Origin of the sequence: Arthrobacter sp. TWP1-1, from assembly GCF_049897845.1 — a bacterium.
Classification (GTDB): domain Bacteria; phylum Actinomycetota; class Actinomycetes; order Actinomycetales; family Micrococcaceae; genus Specibacter.
Genome location: NZ_JAFCXC010000003.1, coordinates 389,225 through 407,033, shown reverse-complemented (window position 1 = coordinate 407,033; position 17,809 = coordinate 389,225). Strand labels below are relative to the sequence as shown.

The 17,809-nt window shown below is 59.1% G+C and carries 18 protein-coding genes; 14 read left to right on the top strand and 4 right to left on the bottom strand.

What is annotated here, in order from left to right:
* Positions 1-124 precede the first annotated feature (124 nt).
* From prfA to ACP7B9_RS08290, 3 genes are all read left to right on the top strand, one after another.
* Positions 125-1,198, top strand: a complete 1,074-nt coding sequence (prfA, locus tag ACP7B9_RS08300; RefSeq protein WP_425862419.1) for a peptide chain release factor 1 — start codon at positions 125-127, stop codon at positions 1,196-1,198.
* A complete protein-coding gene (gene prmC / locus ACP7B9_RS08295; protein WP_425862417.1) occupies positions 1,164-2,057 on the top strand; it encodes a peptide chain release factor N(5)-glutamine methyltransferase in 894 nt (297 codons plus the stop codon). Before prfA ends, prmC begins: the two co-directional genes overlap by 35 nt.
* A 74-nt stretch (positions 2,058-2,131) precedes the next feature.
* The gene (locus ACP7B9_RS08290) at positions 2,132-3,085 is read left to right on the top strand and encodes an L-threonylcarbamoyladenylate synthase (RefSeq protein ID WP_425862415.1); all 954 of its coding nucleotides are present in this window, start codon (positions 2,132-2,134) and stop codon (positions 3,083-3,085) included.
* Between the two features lie 72 nt (positions 3,086-3,157).
* On the opposite strand, the gene ACP7B9_RS08285 is transcribed toward ACP7B9_RS08290, so the two are convergent.
* From ACP7B9_RS08285 to ACP7B9_RS08270, 4 genes are all read right to left on the bottom strand, one after another.
* Positions 3,158-3,565, bottom strand: a complete 408-nt coding sequence (locus tag ACP7B9_RS08285) for a (R)-mandelonitrile lyase (protein WP_425862413.1) — start codon at positions 3,563-3,565, stop codon at positions 3,158-3,160.
* 152 nt (positions 3,566-3,717) lie between these two features.
* Entirely contained in the window at positions 3,718-4,686 is a 969-nt protein-coding gene (locus ACP7B9_RS08280) for an NAD-dependent epimerase/dehydratase family protein (protein ID WP_425862411.1), read from the bottom strand.
* A gap of 1 nt (position 4,687) precedes the next feature.
* Positions 4,688-5,659 (bottom strand): glycosyltransferase, encoded by a 972-nt coding sequence (locus ACP7B9_RS08275; RefSeq protein ID WP_425862409.1) that lies wholly within the window; start codon positions 5,657-5,659, stop codon positions 4,688-4,690.
* Positions 5,656-6,555, bottom strand: coding sequence for a glycosyltransferase family 2 protein (locus tag ACP7B9_RS08270; protein ID WP_425862408.1), 900 nt, complete (start codon positions 6,553-6,555; stop codon positions 5,656-5,658). The genes ACP7B9_RS08275 and ACP7B9_RS08270 overlap by 4 nt, the downstream gene beginning before the upstream one ends.
* A gap of 216 nt (positions 6,556-6,771) precedes the next feature.
* Here ACP7B9_RS08270 and ACP7B9_RS08265 point away from each other — a divergent pair, with 216 nt between their 5' ends.
* The 11 genes from ACP7B9_RS08265 (at position 6,772) to ACP7B9_RS08215 (ending at position 17,799) form a co-directional block, all read left to right on the top strand.
* Positions 6,772-8,655, top strand: a complete 1,884-nt coding sequence (locus tag ACP7B9_RS08265) for a polysaccharide biosynthesis protein (RefSeq protein WP_425862406.1) — start codon at positions 6,772-6,774, stop codon at positions 8,653-8,655.
* Positions 8,655-9,695, top strand: coding sequence for an MraY family glycosyltransferase (locus ACP7B9_RS08260; protein WP_425862404.1), 1,041 nt, complete (start codon positions 8,655-8,657; stop codon positions 9,693-9,695). The genes ACP7B9_RS08265 and ACP7B9_RS08260 overlap by 1 nt, the downstream gene beginning before the upstream one ends.
* 167 nt (positions 9,696-9,862) lie before the next feature.
* Positions 9,863-10,381 carry a hypothetical protein gene (locus tag ACP7B9_RS08255; protein WP_425862403.1) on the top strand — a complete coding sequence of 173 codons (519 nt, stop codon included), beginning with the start codon at positions 9,863-9,865 and terminating at the stop codon, positions 10,379-10,381.
* A 342-nt stretch (positions 10,382-10,723) separates the two neighbouring features.
* Complete coding sequence (gene atpB, locus ACP7B9_RS08250) at positions 10,724-11,536, top strand: F0F1 ATP synthase subunit A (protein WP_425862401.1); 813 nt, start codon at positions 10,724-10,726, stop codon at positions 11,534-11,536.
* An 87-nt stretch (positions 11,537-11,623) separates the two neighbouring features.
* Positions 11,624-11,839 carry a F0F1 ATP synthase subunit C gene (locus tag ACP7B9_RS08245; RefSeq protein ID WP_269937049.1) on the top strand — a complete coding sequence of 72 codons (216 nt, stop codon included), beginning with the start codon at positions 11,624-11,626 and terminating at the stop codon, positions 11,837-11,839.
* A 73-nt stretch (positions 11,840-11,912) separates the two neighbouring features.
* Positions 11,913-12,464, top strand: a complete 552-nt coding sequence (locus ACP7B9_RS08240) for a F0F1 ATP synthase subunit B (protein ID WP_425862399.1) — start codon at positions 11,913-11,915, stop codon at positions 12,462-12,464.
* Entirely contained in the window at positions 12,464-13,279 is an 816-nt protein-coding gene (locus tag ACP7B9_RS08235) for a F0F1 ATP synthase subunit delta (protein WP_425862397.1), read from the top strand. Before ACP7B9_RS08240 ends, ACP7B9_RS08235 begins: the two co-directional genes overlap by 1 nt.
* A gap of 115 nt (positions 13,280-13,394) precedes the next feature.
* Complete coding sequence (gene atpA, locus ACP7B9_RS08230) at positions 13,395-15,032, top strand: F0F1 ATP synthase subunit alpha (protein ID WP_425862395.1); 1,638 nt, start codon at positions 13,395-13,397, stop codon at positions 15,030-15,032.
* Between the two features lie 71 nt (positions 15,033-15,103).
* The gene (locus ACP7B9_RS08225) at positions 15,104-15,997 is read left to right on the top strand and encodes a F0F1 ATP synthase subunit gamma (protein ID WP_425862394.1); all 894 of its coding nucleotides are present in this window, start codon (positions 15,104-15,106) and stop codon (positions 15,995-15,997) included.
* A 51-nt stretch (positions 15,998-16,048) separates the two neighbouring features.
* Positions 16,049-17,506, top strand: a complete 1,458-nt coding sequence (gene atpD, locus ACP7B9_RS08220; protein ID WP_425862573.1) for a F0F1 ATP synthase subunit beta — start codon at positions 16,049-16,051, stop codon at positions 17,504-17,506.
* A 2-nt stretch (positions 17,507-17,508) separates the two neighbouring features.
* Positions 17,509-17,799 (top strand): F0F1 ATP synthase subunit epsilon, encoded by a 291-nt coding sequence (locus tag ACP7B9_RS08215; protein WP_425862393.1) that lies wholly within the window; start codon positions 17,509-17,511, stop codon positions 17,797-17,799.
* Positions 17,800-17,809 lie beyond the last annotated feature (10 nt).

Here is a 17,809-nt window from a genome sequence, read left to right as displayed (position 1 = left end):
TCGCGGACGCCCGAAGCCGCTCCCGGCCCCTTCTCTGCTTCGGCGGATCTGTGGGTTAACAGTGTTTCGTTCGCGTCCTTGAAGAAGTTATTAGACTTGACTTACGTCGAGAGAGGTTTTTGAAATGTTTGAATCCATCCACGGGCTCCTTGATGAGCATGCTGAGTTGCAGATGCGCCTCAGCGAGCCTGAAGTGCATGCGGATCAGTCGCTGGCACGCAAGCTTGGCCGCCGTTATGCGGAATTGAGCAACGTTGTTGAGGGTTACCACCAGGTGGAGACAATCGGCGACGATCTGGAGGCTGCCCGCGAAATGGCGTCCGAAGATGCCGAATTTGCTGCCGAGGTGCCGGTTCTGGAGGAGCAGCTCGCTGCCGCCCAGGAGAAGCTGCGCCGTCTGTTGATCCCGCGTGATCCGGACGACGCCCGCGATGTCATCCTGGAAGTCAAGGCCGGTGAAGGTGGAGACGAGGCTGCCTTGTTCGCCGCCGACCTGGTGCGCATGTACACCCGCTACGCGGAAAGCCGTGGCTGGAAGACCGAGATCATCTCCGCCACCCAGTCAGACTTGGGCGGCTACAAGGATATTTCCATTGCTGTGAAGGGCCGTTCCAACGATCCCGCCGAGGGTGTCTTCGCACGCCTGAAGTTTGAAGGTGGCGTGCACCGCGTGCAGCGCGTACCGGCAACGGAATCTCAGGGACGTATTCACACATCCGCCGCCGGTGTTCTGGTGCTGCCGGAGGTTGACGAGCCCGAAGAAGTGGACATCAACCAGAACGACCTTAAGATCGATGTCTACCGTTCCTCGGGCCCGGGTGGCCAGTCGGTTAACACCACCGACTCCGCCGTGCGTATTACCCACCTTCCCACGGGAATCGTGGTGGCTATGCAGAATGAGAAGTCACAGCTGCAGAACCGTGAGGCCGGTATGCGCGTCTTGCGTGCCCGCATCCTGGCGCACCAGCAGGCCATCGTCGACGCCGAAAACTCGGCCGTGCGTAAGTCTCAGATCCGTACCATGGACCGCTCTGAGCGCATCCGTACGTACAACTACCCGGAAAACCGGATTGCCGATCACCGCACGGGATACAAGGCCTACAACCTTGACACCGTCATGAACGGTGAGCTGGAACCGGTTGTGCAGTCGGCCATTCAGATGGATGAGCAGTCACGCTTGGACGCTTTGGGTGACTGAGATTTCACTGGCGGATGCGGTTAAGAGTGCGACGGCGGTCCTTGCGGCAGCCGGCGTGCCCTCACCGGCTGTGGATGCCCAGCTCCTCGCTGCGCACCTGCTCGGCGTGAGTCGCGGTGAGCTAGCCGCCATGTTATTTGGCACAGCCGTGTCACCGTCGGGTTATGACGCGCTTATTGCGCGCCGGGCCGAGCGGGAGCCGCTCCAACACATCACCGGTGTTGCCTACTTTAGGCACCTGGAACTTGCCGTGGGCAAGGGCGTGTTTGTGCCACGACCTGAAACTGAATCGGTAGTTCAGCTCGGCATCGACGTATTAACACAGTTGCGCCAAGATCGTGGTGCGGAAGGTGAACTCGTCGCCGTCGATCTTGGGACGGGCTCAGGCGCCATTGCTGCAGCCATGGCCACTGAAGTTTCTGGCAGCCGTGTCTACGCCGTGGAATTGAGTGACGACGCATTTCCCTGGGCGCAGCGGAACCTTGCTGGTACAGGGGCAACTCTTGTTCATGGCGATATGCGTCATGCGTTCATGGAGCTCAACGGCACCGTGGATGTTGTGGTGTCGAACCCGCCTTACATCCCCGCCGCCGCAATTCCCCGGGATATTGAGGTCAGGCTCCATGATCCACACATGGCGCTTTACGGTGGGGGAGCGGACGGCATGGAAATGCCTACGGCCGCGGCGGCAACGGCCGCGCGTCTCCTGCATCCAGGTGGCTTCTTCGTCATGGAGCATGCTGAGGTGCAGGCCGAGCAAATGGCCGCCCTCCTTAATGACAGTGGACTCTGGGAGAACGTTCGCACCCATGTTGACCTGACAGGGCGGGACAGGGCCACTAGCGGCCTTCGACCCTAATAAAGTTTCGCGAAGAGTTTCGGTTTTGACGGCCGCGTTCATCTGTATGGGCGCCGTGATGAAAGAATGGAATTGTGAGTACCACTTCTTATAACTGCACCAATGACGCCCAGCGCGCCGAGGGCCTGGCCCATGCGCAAAAGGCCATTGCCGCCAAGCAGATCATCGTCATGCCCACGGACACCGTCTATGGCATTGCCGCAGACGCATTCTCCCCGCAGGCAGTGGCAACACTCCTAGCCGCCAAGGGCCGCGGCCGCAATATGCCGCCGCCTGTGTTGATCCCTCGGATCGGCACCATGGAGGGGCTCGCCGTCGACATCCCCGACGATGCTCGCAAGTTGGCCGAAAAGTACTGGCCGGGCCCGCTCACCTTGATTTTCCATGCCCAACCAACCCTTACGTGGGACCTCGGCGAAACGCACGGTACGGTAGCACTTCGTGTTCCGGACGATCAGCTTGCCTTGGATCTGCTCACCATCACCGGACCGCTCGCCGTATCTAGCGCCAACCGGACGGGCCAAGAGGCCGCTCAATCGGCCGCGGAGGCTCGGACCCAGCTGGCCGAATCTGTTGAGGTTTATCTGGAAGGCGGCTTCCGTCCGCTCGAAGGCACGGATCCCACTCCCTCAACCATTGTTGACGCAACGGGTCTGCGCCTTCGAGTAGTTCGTGAAGGCGCCATCTCGCTGGAAGAAATCAAACGCATGATCCCCAGCGTTCTCTCGGCCGATGCGGAGCCGGAAGTATGGGCACCGGTCAGCCTGAGCAAGGATGCTCCGGCTGATTCGGCAGAGGAAAGCACTCCTGATTCGGCGGAGGAAAACGCTCCGGTGCTTGACCTTGCCAAGGCGGATGAGGAACCTGAGGTGTCCGATGAGGCGCCTGAACCGATGGACGATTCCGTTGAGTCCACCGAGCGCGCTGATGATGCTGACGCCCAGACTGATGATGCAGACGTCGAGGCGGATGATGCTGACTCACAGGCGGATGACGCCGAAGAGCCTAAGGCTGCTGCTGCTTCCTAGCTTCACCTCGAAATGACAGTGGCCCCCAAACTATTTGTTCGGGGGCCACTGTCATGTGGCGAAGCGAGCCCGCTACTCTACCGCGGGGTATTCGCCGTCGCCCACATGATCGCCCCATTCGGTCTCCGGACCGTCCTGGCCGTCGGCCAACGATTCCCACATTGCAAGATGCGCCATGAAGTCTGTGGGCCGTGCGCCGTGCCAGTGCCACACACCAGGGGGAGTGTAGACGGTATCGCCAGGATGCATTTCAATGATTTCGCCTCCACGTGATTGAACCAAGCCAATTCCGTCGGTGACGTGCAGCGTCTGTCCGTTGGCGTGACGGTGCCAGGCCGTATGTGCGCCGGGAGCGAAGCGAACAAGATTTACCCTCAGCCGAGACGGAGCGGTACCTGCGGCAATAACGTCGTAGTGAACGTCGCCGGTGAAGAGTTCGGCGGGACCTTTTGTGGTGGGGGTTTTGGGTACGAGATGCATTCCGGGGGCTCCTATCAAGGGATTAAGGCTGGCGAACCAGGCCTTTCCTTACAGTACGCGGGGCCGCTTCGACAAGGGAGTCCCTGCCGATACCCCTATCCCCAGAGACTGGCTACCCAGCGTCTGCTTACCCTACGTCTGTTCACCCAGCGTCAGTGCGCTTGGTGAGCCTTCTCCAAAAGTGCTGCGGCGGACGGGACGGGAACGAGACCCACAGCTTCCGCCCAGCCCGGCGCCTGCTCCTGGCCAAACCACATCAGTTCCACCCTGCGGATGGGACCGTGCAGCCGTTCCCCCAGCAATCTTGAGGTGAAATAGCCGGTGGCGAGGACGGAGCGGCACAACCAACGTGGCAGCCGGCGGGGAGCATGGCCACCCGCGGCCGTCAGAACATCACTGACGGACAGGCCTTCCCACGGTTGCAGGACCACTGCCGGAACGTCTCCTGCGTGCTGCCCGGTCTGGACGACAAACCACGCCAAGGCATCGATTGAGCTGACAGGCGTCGGTGCCGTGCCGGGCGCGGCAACCGAAGCGATGGGGGAGCCTGCAACTTTGATAAGGGAGAGCGTTGTGGGACGGCTGATTCCCTGTACCGAGGTGGCACGGACGGTCACCACTGAGGTTGGTGCAGTGCTAGAAAGCAATAGCTCAAGGGCTTCCTCGCCGAGTGCCTTGGACCGGGAATATGCCGAAAAGGGAGAGCGCTCGGCGCTCTCATCAATCACGCGGCGGTGGCCCTGGACGGAGGCGCTGCTCAAATGAACAACCCGCCCTACACCGGCATCGTGGGCGGCCAAGGCTGCGACAGCCGGCAAGAGCGCGTTGGCACCCGTGAGTGCCTGCGATTCGCCGTCGCTGGGTGTAGCCAGGCCCGCGGCATTGATGACAACGTCGATGTCGGTGAATGCGCGGCAGAGCTCCTCGCGGACTGACGAAATTAGCGGGCTGTGGGCTGCAGCAACAATGGCGTCGGCCGTTGTTGCTGAGCTGTCAAGCCTTGGCGCCGACATGGTCACCACATTGGCGTCGCGTGCGCGAAGTTCGGCTGCAATAGCGCTGCCAACAAAACCCGAAGCACCGAGCACAAGCCAGCGAAGGTTAGCGGAATCCACCGACATGTCAGTTCTTGCCTTCCAACGGCGGCATGGGTTCAAAATCGGTGGCGGCGAGAATCGCCCGCGATTCACGCCAGCCCGCCAGGAGCCGGCCGCTGCCGCGGAGCGTCTTCTCCACGCCCACCAGGCGGAACAACTCCTTGGCGGCCGTCAGCGCCGTCCCCAGAGCAAAGCCCACGCGGTTAAAGCGTCCGTGGACTCGTAGGTACTGGCCCACCAGCCCTCGGTTGCGCATGACGTAGAACCGGCTGAGATCGGAGGAATCGTTCAGGTGCCTGATGCCCAGATCGATGCTCCGCTGGGAACGGGCCTTGTGCAGGACGAACTCGTTGACGTACATAACCGGACGTTGCAGAGAGACCTGCCAGCCGTAGATCGTGTCGTCCCAATTCAGGAAGAAGCGGGGGTCCGGCAGGCCCACCGAACGCGTGGCGTCGGTATGCAGCAACATCCCTTCGAAGCAGCCAACGTTGGTGGCAAATTCATTCGATGTGGCAAAGACATCGCCGTGGACGGGCAGCGGAAAGCCAAGAAAGGTGTTGAAGTTGTTTTGCCAGAAGAAGGGCCCGCCTTCAGCGTCATAGCGGCGGCCAACAATGGCGTCGTACTTATCCATCCACGGCCCAAAGGCACCGATGGCCCCGGGAACGCACGTGACGTCGTCGTCCATGAGCCACATCCACTGAGCACCCTCAGCCAAGGCTCGCTCAACGCCAGCGGAAAAGCCCCCGGCGCCTCCTGAGTTTTCGGCCAGTTGGTGGGCAATGACCGGAATGGGCGTGGCCAGTGCGGCGAACCGTTCCGTGGCGGACTCTATGACCGAAACCGTATTGTCGGTGCTGGCATTGTTGACCACAATGACACCGTCCGGCGCCGGACTCAGCGCCGCAATCGAGTCCAACAAATCTGCGAGGTAGTCCGCACGGTTGAAGGTGGTGATGACGACGAAGAACTGCTCGCGTCGGCCCAGGCTCAAAACTTCTGGTCCTTCATGGGGCCAAACTTGGCGCCGCGCAGTCCTGCAGAATAGGTGCTGATCCACGAGGCGAAGCCCTTGATGTCACCCTTTTTCAGGAAGTACAGCGGGTAGCCCACCGCGTCGGCTACGAGTGAGCGAACGCGGCGGTGCTTGCGGGTGAGGAAGCCGCGGTTGCGGTAGTAGTAGAAGCGCTTGAAAGGGGTTTCCGGAACCAGCACGTGGAGGCGGTCGCCCAGGACCTCCTGGACTTCTCCCCAACCAGCGGGGTGAGTGAGGGCCACCGAGGTGACGGTGCCAAATTTCACCTTGGCCTCGCGCAGGCGCAGCATGAAATCGGTTTCATCGCCCCGGATGAATAGGCGCAGATCGGGCAGGCCCACCTTGAAGAACACGTCTGTGCGGATCAGCGCGCCATTGAAAAACTGGCCAACGTTGTCGATGAAGCCAAGCGGTTCAACCACTGACCGTTCGTGGGTCAAGTGGCCGTCAATTCGGAACGGGAAAGACAACTTGGTGGGCTCGCCGGGGGCCACGATCAGCGGCACCACAACGTCAAGGTTTCGGGCCTTGGCGGCGGCCAGCAGCGTGGCCAGGCATGCGGGATCTTCCGGATGGGCGTCGTCGTCCATGATCCAAACCCACTGCGCACCCGAGGCGATGGCGTTAAGGATGGCCAGCGAGAAGCCGCCTGCACCGCCCAGATTGGCTAACGAACGCACATAGGTGACCTCGGCAGGGGCTTCGGCGGCAATATCACGCACATCCTCCGTGCCGGAATCAACCAGCGCAATGGCATGGGGTGCATGGGTTTGCTGTGCAAGGGCACCCAGCAGGATTCGCACGTCCTCAGGCCGGTCAAAGGTGACGGCAGCGACGGCTACTGTGTCTGTCAAGGGGAGTCCTCTCGGGTGGTGCCCGCGGCGTTGCGCGGCATCCGGCACGGCTAAACAGTGAGTAATCATCGGAAGGGATTACTATTCTTGTGTACCTTCCACATTAGTACAGCCACCTGTCGGTGGTTTGTTGCGCCGTGGAGAATGCCTTGGACAATCCTGGACAATAGTTCCCCGCCGCATACAACTTGGCAGAAAACGGAAATACGAATCACGTTGAATACCACTCAAACACAGGCAACCGGACACTCCGCTCCCACGACCGCCGATACGGATCGCAAGCCGCGCTTATGGCTTTGGTCACAGGCGATCCTGGATTCGGTGGCGTGGACCATAGCCTTGTTCCTAGCGGTATTGCTGCGCTACGAGCTGGATATTGGCCTGATCAATTTTGCCGGTCTGGGCATCCTGATCGCCGCGGCTGTGGCCACGCAGTTGATCGCCGGCTGGTACATGGCCCTGTATCGCGGCCGTTACACCTTTGGCAGCATCCATGAGGCTCGCGTCCTTGTCGCAGTGACATTGATCGTGTGTGTTGTGACCAGCATCTTCCTCTCCATCTTTATCAGTGAGCTCCATGTGGCCAGGTCCGTGGCCGTCATCGCCTTCCCCTTTGCGGCGTTGTCCATGGCTGCCATTCGCTACGCCAAGCGCCTCTATGTTGAAGGCAAGCCGATTTTTGGCGAAGAAGCCCAGAAAACTTTGATCTACGGTGCCGGCTTCCTCGGCAATTCGCTCGTGACCCGCATGGTTCAGGACCCGGAGTCGCCTTACGTCCCCGTCGGTTTGGTCGATGATGACTCTACGAAGAAGCACCTGCGGCTGAGCTCGGTTGGCGTCTTGGGCGGCGGAGACGAACTGCCTGAATTGATCCGGCGCACCAAATCGACCGTGGTGGTATTGGCCATGGCGCACCTGAGTTCCAAGCGGATCCGCGAGATCTCAGACAGCGTTGCCGGCCTCGGCGTGAAGGTCTTGATCCTGCCGCCGCTGCAGGAGATGCTCAGCCCCGACACCAACCGCGACAACCAGGGTGGGCTGACAGATTTCCGCGAAATCGATGTTGCTGACCTGATCGGCCGCAGCCCGGTCGAAACCCAGGTGGAGCAGATTGCCGGCTATATCAAGGGCAAGCGCGTGCTCGTCACGGGCGCCGGCGGCTCCATTGGCTCGGAGCTGTGCCGCCAGCTGAACGGTTTCGCCCCGGCCGAACTGGTCATGCTTGACCGTGACGAGTCTGGACTCCAGCACACCCAGCTTTCCATCGAGGGCCACGGCCTGCTCGACAACAAGAACATTGTCCTCGCAGACATCCGCGACGCCGAGGCCTTGAACCGGATTTTCGCCGATCGCCGCCCCGAGGTCGTCTTCCACGCAGCCGCGCTCAAGCACGCGCCGCTGCTGCAGATGTACCCGCAAGAGGGCTGGAAGACAAACGTCCTTGGCTCGCTGAACGTGCTGCAGGCAGCCCGAAACATCGGTGTTGAAACGTATGTGAATATTTCCACCGACAAGGCAGCCAGCCCCACCACCGCCCTTGGCCACTCCAAGCGGGCGGCCGAGAAGCTCACCTCCTGGATGGCGGGGGAGACGGGCAAACGTTATGTCTCCGTCCGCTTCGGGAACGTCATTGGCAGCCGCGGGTCCATGCTGCCGCTGTTCACTGACCAGATCAACAAGGGTGGCCCCGTCACCGTTACCCATCCGGACATCACCCGTTTCTTCATGACCATTCCCGAGGCCTGCCAGCTGGTCATCCAGGCCGGAGCCATTGGCCACGGCGGTGATGTCTTGATCCTTGATATGGGTGAACCAGTGCGGATCATGGACGTTGCCGAACGCATGATTGCCATGTCCGGGCGCAAGATTGAAATTAAGATCACGGGCCTGCGACCCTCGGAAAAGCTGCACGAACAGCTCACCGGTGATGATGAAACCAAGGGCGCCGACGGTCACGCCAAGATCTCCCACACGCACGCCCAGCCCCTGAATCCGGCGGATCTGGACCTGACACTGTGGCTCCAACGCTGCAAGGATGAGGCCGGTCCCAACGGGGCCAGCATTGACGAGTCCGACGGCGACGTTGCGGCAGGCGCCTGATGGAAACCTGGGCACAAATCACCGTAGGCGCCATCGCGTTGGTCCTGGCGCTCGTGCTGCCGGCCTTCGTCCGGCCGCTCCTGGCCCGGGCTGGAGTGCTAGACGTTCCCAACGCACGTTCCTCCCACACGAAACCAACCATCCGCGGCATGGGAATTACGACGGCGGTGGCCTTGCCGGCCGCTGTCCTCGCGGCCATTTTTTTGCCCCAGTCGGGGAACGCGCGCCAAGGTGCGCTGACGCTGGTAGTGATTCTCGGCGTCGTACTGGCTGCCTCAGCCATCGGCTGGCTTGAGGACATTCGGGGGCTGTCCATCAAGGTCCGCGCAGGACTGCAACTTGCCGTCGGCGGCCTTGCCACAGCGGCCGTGGCGATCCTTGATCCGGGAGGGCAGCAGCTGTGGCTCATTCCCATCGGGGCGATTGCCGTGGCAGCCTATGTCAACGTTGCCAACTTCATGGATGGCATTAACGGGATTTCAGGTACGCACGGCCTCGTTGTGGGCGGGTTCTATGCTTACGCGGGGTACGTGGCCGGCCACGCCTGGCTGGTGTATGTCGGCATCGCAATTGCCTTGGCCTTTGCCGGCTTCCTGCCCTGGAACCTGAGCCGCAACAAGGTATTTCTGGGTGATGTGGGCAGCTATCTGCTCGGTGCCTCGATTGCCGTGACGGCCATGTGTGCATTTCTGGCCGGGGTGCCGGTGGAATATATTTTCTCGCCCGTGTTGATTTACCTGACGGACACTTTTGTGACGTTCCTGCGCAGACTTCTGGCTGGTGAACGCTGGTACGCAGCGCACCGTCAACATGTCTACCAGCGCCTGACGATCGTGGGCTTAAGTCATCTGCAGGCAACAGCTGTTGTGTGTACAGCGACCATCTTGGTCAGCCTTTTGGGTATTGCGGCAGCTGAGGGCGGCAATGTGGCCCAGGTAGTGGCAACGGCGGCCGGATTTGCAGTGGTGCTGGGGTACTTGCGCACGCCCACCTTGTTTCAGGCCCTCCTACGACGCCGGGCTGCGAAGGCTGCGTCTTAGGGGTCCGTACCGGGTACTTGCGTCGTCATGAAGTTCTATCTCATGTAGAATTGACGCTGGTGACACTCACCGCCCTCTTTCTATGTCCTCCCTCAGCCAGGCTGCTCGCGGCCCATTTCTGTCGGAGAATGTGAGGGGAGGGGATCCTCCCTGACGATGGAGTTCACATGAAGGACGCAAGCGCCAACAACAGCGCTGAGCGAGGCCCGATATCGGCTTCCGGTCCCACTGCGAGCCCCAGTTGGAACATCTTGAAAAAGTGCCTTCTGGTTGCCGGTTCTGCCGTAATCGTCATGGTGGTTCTAGCGTTCATCTTCACTGATGTCCAAGGTGTCCTGAGCGTACTGTCCGGTTCCTTTCTGGTGATTGTCTTCTTCGGGCTCAGCCTGTTAGTTGGACACGTTGTCGGTAAGAAAATGCCGTCAGCGGTCATGGGCGTCTTCGTGATCACCTACTTTGTCAAAGTTATTGGTTTTGCTGCGGTTCTTTATGCCGTTGGCACCCCTGGTTGGCTCAACAAGCCCTGGTTTGCCGGGGCCGCTGTTGCAACGCTCCTTTTGTGGCAGGCAACCGAGGTAGTTAGCTTCACCAAACAGCGTTTCCTGTTCTTCGATGAAAGCGCTGTGCAGGCTCCGGCTCCGGCCGTTCCTGCCGACGATGACAAAAAGAAAGGCACCCTTCCATGACGAACAATGTCCCTGATGGAAATGAACCAACACACGTTGTGGTTCCGCCGAAGTCCAATGCTGGAAAGCTGGACTATACGTACATAATTGGCGGAATCGTGCTCTGGGGTTTGATAGGGTGGGGATTGGACAATTTGTTGGATACTGGCTGGATATTGTTCGCCGCTCTGCCAGTTGGTGCGGTGTGTGGATACTTTCTGGCTCGACATCATCAAAGGCATGGCCGCCTAGATGACGGGAAACAACATTGATTTCCACCATCAGAACTTCTCACGGTGCTGACCATCTCTGGATGGAACACCAAACTTGCCCTTTGACCGAAACTGCAGAGAGGACAGCGCGTTGACCGCGTTTGCGCTTCCGATGGCCTCGAATGACGGTGGCTTCGTTCCACCGACGATTAGCGATACACACCTCCCCGACATCCTTCCCTGGATGACCGAATACGGCTCCGGGCTTGGCAAGCAGATGATCATGGTCATCTTGTCGGTGGTTTTGATCGCTTGGTTCTTCAAGGCTGCGATCAAAAACCCGAAACTTGTTCCGGGCCGGGCCCAGTTCTTTGCTGAAGGCTTCTACAGCTTCGCTCGCAACACTGTTGGCCGCGACATCATGGGTGAGAAGAATTTCCGCCCCTGGGTACCGCTGCTGTTCACCGTTTTCTTGTTTGTTTTGGTGAACAACATCTTCGGTGCCATCCCGTTCCTACAGCTCCCGTCCTTCTCCCACGCCGGCAGCGCTTATGCCATCGCTGGCATTATCTACTTCACGTGGATTGCTGTTGGCGTCAAGAAGAATGGCATCCGTTTCTTCAAGCTCGCAGTGGTTCCCACCGGTGTTCCCGGTTGGATCCTGCCGCTGCTCGTACCGTTGGAAATCATCTCCAACTTCATCGTTCGCCCGCTGACGCACTCATTGCGTTTGATGGCAACGATGCTGTCCGGCCACATGATTGTGGTCCTGGCTGGTAGCGGCGCACAATACCTGATCATGGAACAGGACAACATCCTGCTCAACGCCACTGGTGTTGCCGTGATCGCCGGTAATGTTGCCATGTATGGCTTGGAATTGTTGATCATGGTCCTGCAGGCCTTTGTGTTTACCCTGCTGACCGCGATCTACATCCAGGGCAGCCTGGACGCGGATTCACACTAAACTTTCCTCGCATTACCCTTATTTTTCTCGAACAAAGAAACACCTCACAACCTGCCGGCACAACGTCGGTATCTTGAAAGGAACCAAATGGAACTCCACGGCTCGCTTAACATGATTGGCTACGGCCTGGCCGCAATTGGCTCAGCTATCGGTGTTGGCATGATCTTCGCCGCTTACATCAACGGTGTTGCTCGTCAGCCTGAAGCTCAGCGCATCCTGCAGCCCATCGCTTTGCTTGGCTTCGCCCTTGCAGAAGCACTGGCTATCCTTGGTCTGGTCTTCGCCTTCGTTATTGGCGCCTAGTCTAAAGACTTTTTATCCCGTTTTGCGGGCTGAATTGTTCATGGACGAATATCAGATTAAGGATAAGTGAGAAATGGTTACCGCAGCAGTAATTCTCGCTAGCGAGGGTGCAAACCCGCTCCTGCCTAACTGGTGGGAAATTCTAGTCACCGCTGTATCTTTCGCTGTCCTACTCTTTGTGGTGAAGAAGTTCATCGCTCCAACTTTCGAGAAGTCTTACACGGATCGTGTAGAGGCTATTGAAGGTGGGATTGAGAAGGCAGAAGAGGCTCAGGCAGAGGCTAACGCCCTCCTGGAGCAGTACAAAGCTCAGCTGATGGAAGCTCGCACGGAAGCCAATGGCATCCGTGAGTCCGCCCGTTCAGAAGGCGCACAGATCTTGGCCGACCTGAAGGCGAAGGCTGCAGAGGAATCTGCACGCATCACCGCTCAGGCTCAGGTTCAGATCGAATCCGAGCGCGTTGCCGCTGTGAACTCCCTCCGTAGCGAGGTTGGCACGTTGGCAACGACACTGGCAGGCAAGATCGTTGGCGAAGCGCTCAACGACGATGCGCGTTCAAACCGTGTGGTTGAGCGCTTCCTGTCCGATCTGGAAAACCAGTCGAACGCGGGTGTATCGAAGTAATGGCAGGTGTATCGAGCAAGTCATTGGCAGCGGCTTTGGAGTCGTTGGAACCTAAGCTTGCCACTGCGTCGATCGCATTGGCTCAAGACCTCTTTGCAATTCTGGGGCTTCTTGACAGCAACGCCGGCCTGCGCCGCGCCTTGACCGATCCCACCCGTGAGGGTGCGGAGAAGTCAGTACTGGCCACCAATCTTCTCTCGGGCAAGGTCGGTGCTTCTGCACAGGCTGTGTTCTTGGATTTGATTGCTGCACGCTGGAGCTCGGCTCGTGACCTGGGCGATGCACTGGAAGTCTTGGCAGCAACATCGGCGATCGCGGTTGCTGAAGGTCAAGGTGACGGCTCTGCCAACCTGGAGAAGCTTGAAGAGGAACTCTTCGCGTTCATCCGAGTTGTTGGATCCAGTCATGATCTGCAGCGCGCATTGGACGATGCACAGGCTACGGATACCGCTAAGGGCGCCTTGGCGCTCAAGGTTGTTCCGCAGGCAGGCGACGTCGCTGCGCTGTTGATCCGCCAGGCCGTATCAGCCCCCCGCGGGCTTAAGCCCACGGCCTTGGTGCAACGTTTCGTGGAATTGGTTGCCAAACGCCAGCAGCGTTGGATTGCCTACGTCAGCGTCACTCGTGACCTGAGCGCAGAGCAGCTCAACCGTCTGCAGGCCGGCTTGAACAATCTCTATGGTCGCGATTTGAAGATCAATGTCAACATCGACCCGACATTAGTCGGCGGGATCAAGGTAGTTGTGGGGGATGAGGTTGTTGACGCAACCGCAGCCACCCGTCTGTCCGATCTTCGCCGCCGGTTGGCAGTGTAGGAAACTTTCAGTTTCCTCGACAGCCAGTCCACAACAGACTGAATCAAACACTTAGGCTGCCACCACCGAAAATTATTTTGGTGGCAGCCACAACTTAGGAGAGCAGGGACTGCAGATGGCCGACTTGACCATCAATGCCGACGACGTCCGGAATGCCTTGAATGAGTTCGCAGCGTCCTATGAACCGGGCAACGCAGAGCGCGTCGAGGTTGGCCGCGTCACCACGGCAAGTGACGGCATTGCCAAGGTGGAGGGTCTTCCCTCCGTCATGGCCAACGAGCTTCTTCGTTTCGAAGACGGCACACTGGGCCTGGCCCAGAACTTGGACACACGCGAGATCGGCGTGGTCGTCCTTGGCGACTTCAACGGCATCGCCGAAGGCCAGCAAGTCCACCGCACCGGAGAGATCCTCTCCGTGCCGGTTGGCGATAACTTCCTTGGCCGCGTCGTTGACCCCTTGGGTCAGCCGATTGACGACCTGGGCGAGATCGAGTCCGATACCCGCCGTGCCCTGGAACTTCAGGCCCCCGGTGTTACCGAGCGCAAGTCGGTTCACGAACCGCTGCAGACCGGTATGAAGGCAATCGACGCCATGATCCCGATCGGCCGTGGCCAGCGTCAGCTGATCATTGGTGACCGTCAGACAGGTAAGACGGCCCTGGCCGTCGACGCCATCATCAACCAGAAGGCCAACTGGGCTTCCGGAGATGTCAAGAAGCAGGTTCGCTGCGTTTACGTAGCAATTGGCCAGAAGGCATCGACGATCGCTGCCGTTCGCCAGACCTTGGCTGATCACGGCGCACTGGAGTACACCACTATCGTGGCCTCCCCTGCATCTGACCCGGCCGGCTTCAAGTACTTGGCTCCGTACGCCGGTTCGGCCATTGGCCAGCACTGGATGTACGCCGGCAAGCACGTTCTGATCGTGTTTGATGATCTGTCCAAGCAGGCCGAGGCTTACCGCGCAGTTTCACTGTTGCTGCGCCGCCCGCCGGGACGCGAAGCCTACCCCGGTGACGTGTTCTACCTGCACTCCCGTCTGCTCGAACGTTGTGCCAAGCTCTCTGATGAGCTCGGTGCAGGTTCAATGACCGGCTTGCCGATCATCGAGACCAAGGCTAATGACGTATCGGCTTACATTCCGACCAACGTCATCTCCATCACCGACGGTCAGATCTTCCTCCAGTCGGACCTCTTCAACGCCAACCAGCGTCCCGCTGTTGACGTGGGTGTCTCTGTCTCCCGCGTTGGTGGTGCAGCACAGGTCAAGGCCATGAAGAAGGTCGCCGGTACTTTGAAGCTGGACCTGGCTCAGTACCGCGACATGCAGGCATTCGCCATGTTCGCCTCGGACTTGGATGCTGCTACCAAGCAGCAGCTGACCCGTGGTGCGCGTCTGATGGAACTGCTCAAGCAGGGTCAGTACGCACCGTTCCCGGTCGAAGATCAGGTTGTTTCAATCTGGGCCGGTACCAACGGTTACCTGGACGATGTTCCGGTCGAGGATGTTCTTCGCTTTGAGAGCGAATTCCTCGAGCACCTGCGCCACAAGACCTCGGTCCTGACCACGTTGGCTGAAACCAACCTGCTGGAACCCTCGACTGTTGACGCACTCAAGTCCAATATCGCCTCCTTCAAGAAGGGCTTCTTCGCGGAGGGCGACGACCAGTTGGTCGGCGCCGGCCACGAAGAGTTCGGCGCACTTGCCGCTGAAGCAGTCGACCAGGAAAAGATCGTCAAGCAGAAACGCTGACACCATTTCTTACTTAGCTTGTCGGCCCGCGAGGGCCGGCAAGCTAAGTAAAGGATAAGGAAAGGATAAACATGGGAGCCCAGATACGGGTTTACCGCCAGAAGATCTCATCGACCACGTCGATGCAAAAGATCTTCAAGGCGATGGAACTTATCGCAGCGTCCCGCATTGGTAAGGCACGTGTACGTGTCACGGCTTCGTTGCCGTATGCCAATGCGATTACCCGTGCCGTTTCTGCTGTTGCGTCCCAGTCCGAGGTTGATCATCCACTGACCACCGAGCCCGAGCAGATCCGCCGGGCTGCGGTATTGGTCATGACCTCAGACCGTGGTCTTGCCGGTTCCTACTCCGCCAGCGTTTTGAAGCAGGCAGAGCACCTTATTGAATTGCTGCACGAAGAAGGCAAGGACGTCTCGACCTATTTGGTCGGCCGCAAGGCACAGGCGTACTTCGACTTCCGTGGCCGCGATTACGTCAAGGTGTGGACCGGTGGAACCGACGCCCCGCAATTTGAAACTGCACGTGAACTGCGCGAGGTCCTGCTGCAGGACTTCGCCACCGACTTCGAAGAGGGTGGCGTGGATGAAATTCACGTCGTTTACACCCAGTTCAAGTCAATGGTTGTTCAGGAGCCGACAGTAATTCGTTTGTTGCCGCTGGAAGTTGTTGAGGAAGAAGTTGAGTCCTCGGCTGACCTGTTGCCGCTGTACGAGTTCGAACCGCAGGCTGAAGACGTCTTGGACGCCTTGTTGCCGCGGTACATCGAGTCGCGCATCTTCTCGGCATTGTTGCAGGCCGCAGCTTCCGAGCTCGCGGCACGCCAGCGGGCCATGAAGTCTGCCGGTGATAACGCCAGCGATCTGATCAAGAAGTACACGCGTCTTCGTAACAACGCCCGCCAGGCTGAGATTACGCAGGAGCTCTCCGAGATTGTTGCGGGCGCAGATGCGCTCAACGCGTCTTAGCAGCCCAATTCATACTTATTCAATGCCATCTACACAAGTGAAGTGAGAGAGATGACTGCCCAACTTAACGAGCAGGGAACCGCTGCGAAGGCCGGTGCCACAGGCCGCATTGCGCGCGTCATCGGCCCGGTTGTCGACGTCGAATTCCCGGCTGACGGCATTCCCGCCATTTACAACGCACTCACCACCGAGATTAATCTCAATGGTGAAAAGAAGACCATCACCTTCGAAACCAGCCAGCACCTCGGAGACGGCGTCATTCGCGCCATCTCCCTGCAGGCTACCGACGGACTTGTCCGCGGTACCAGCGTGCTGGACTCGGGTGCCCCGATTTCCGTGCCTGTTGGCGACGGCGTCAAGGGTCACATCTTCAACGTCTTGGGCGAACCCCTCGACGTGAAGGAATCGGAGCTTAACATCTCCGAGCGCTGGCCCATCCACCGCAAGCCTCCGGCATTTGCCAGCCTCGAGGGCTCCACGGAGATGCTCGAGACCGGTATCAAGTCCATTGACTTGCTCACCCCGTACATCAAGGGTGGAAAGATTGGTTTGTTCGGTGGTGCCGGTGTCGGTAAGACCGTTCTGATCCAGGAAATGATCACCCGTGTTGCTCGTAACTTCGGTGGTACTTCGGTATTCGCCGGTGTTGGTGAGCGTACCCGTGAAGGTAACGACCTTTGGGTTGAAATGGAAGAAGCAGGTGTTCTTAAGGACACCGCGCTGGTCTTCGGTCAGATGGATGAGCCGCCGGGAACGCGTCTTCGCGTTGCTCTGTCGGCTTTGACCATGGCTGAGTACTTCCGTGACGTGCAGAACCAGGATGTGTTGCTCTTCATTGACAACATCTTCCGTTTCACGCAGGCCGGTTCAGAAGTTTCCACGCTGTTGGGCCGTATGCCTTCAGCCGTGGGTTACCAGCCCAACCTCGCCGATGAGATGGGTCTCCTTCAGGAGCGCATCACCTCGACCAAGGGTCACTCCATCACGTCCATGCAGGCCGTTTACGTGCCTGCAGATGACTACACGGACCCGGCCCCGGCCGCGACCTTCGCCCACTTGGATGCGACCACGGAACTTTCCCGTGAAATCGCTTCTCGTGGTCTGTACCCGGCCATCGATCCATTGACGTCCACGTCACGAATCCTTGACCCGCAGTACGTTGGCCAGGCTCACTATGACACGGCTGTCCGTGTCAAGCAGATCCTGCAGAAGAACAAGGAACTTCAGGACATCATCGCTATCCTCGGTATCGATGAGCTCGGTGAAGAGGACAAGATCGTTGTATCGCGTGCTCGCCGTATCCAGCAGTTCCTGTCGCAGAACACCTACACGGCCAAGCAGTTCACGGGCGAAGAAGGCTCCACGGTTTCCATTGCGGACACCATTGAAGGCTTCACGGCTATCTGCGACGGCGACGTTGACCACATTGCCGAGCAGGCGTTCTTCAACATCGGTGGCATGGATGATGTTGAGCGTCAGTGGGCTAAAATCCAGGAATCGACGAAGTAGTCATGGCTAACCTCGAAGTTGAAATCGTAGCGGCGGACCACGCTGTGTGGTCCGGTGCGGCGACCCTTGTGAAGGGGTTCACCAGCGAGGGCGAGATCGGCATTTTGCCCGGTCACTCCCCGTTGCTTGCAGTTTTGGCGCCGGGCTTGCTGGAGATCGCACCCGTTGACGGTGCCCGCTTCTTAGTTGAAGTGGACGGTGGCTTCTTCTCGGTTGATGAAAACCGAGTCGTGATCGTTGCCGACAATGCGCAGTTGAAAGACGGCGCAACGTCTGGCTCAGGGATTCGCTAGCAATCAATTG

Bases quoted from the DNA above. Each gene is read 5' to 3' on its own strand.
- prfA (WP_425862419.1), top strand. From the start codon at position 125: ATGTTTGAATCCATCCACGGGCTCCTTGATGAGCATGCTGAGTTGCAG.
- prmC (WP_425862417.1), top strand. From the start codon at position 1,164: ATGAGCAGTCACGCTTGGACGCTTTGGGTGACTGAGATTTCACTGGCG.
- ACP7B9_RS08285 (WP_425862413.1), bottom strand. From the start codon at position 3,565: ATGCATCTCGTACCCAAAACCCCCACCACAAAAGGTCCCGCCGAACTC.
- ACP7B9_RS08280 (WP_425862411.1), bottom strand. From the start codon at position 4,686: ATGTCGGTGGATTCCGCTAACCTTCGCTGGCTTGTGCTCGGTGCTTCG.
- ACP7B9_RS08260 (WP_425862404.1), top strand. From the start codon at position 8,655: ATGGAAACCTGGGCACAAATCACCGTAGGCGCCATCGCGTTGGTCCTG.
- ACP7B9_RS08255 (WP_425862403.1), top strand. From the start codon at position 9,863: ATGAAGGACGCAAGCGCCAACAACAGCGCTGAGCGAGGCCCGATATCG.
- ACP7B9_RS08245 (WP_269937049.1), top strand. From the start codon at position 11,624: ATGGAACTCCACGGCTCGCTTAACATGATTGGCTACGGCCTGGCCGCA.
- ACP7B9_RS08240 (WP_425862399.1), top strand. From the start codon at position 11,913: ATGGTTACCGCAGCAGTAATTCTCGCTAGCGAGGGTGCAAACCCGCTC.
- ACP7B9_RS08235 (WP_425862397.1), top strand. From the start codon at position 12,464: ATGGCAGGTGTATCGAGCAAGTCATTGGCAGCGGCTTTGGAGTCGTTG.
- atpA (WP_425862395.1), top strand. From the start codon at position 13,395: ATGGCCGACTTGACCATCAATGCCGACGACGTCCGGAATGCCTTGAAT.
- ACP7B9_RS08225 (WP_425862394.1), top strand. From the start codon at position 15,104: ATGGGAGCCCAGATACGGGTTTACCGCCAGAAGATCTCATCGACCACG.
- atpD (WP_425862573.1), top strand. From the start codon at position 16,049: ATGACTGCCCAACTTAACGAGCAGGGAACCGCTGCGAAGGCCGGTGCC.
- ACP7B9_RS08215 (WP_425862393.1), top strand. From the start codon at position 17,509: ATGGCTAACCTCGAAGTTGAAATCGTAGCGGCGGACCACGCTGTGTGG.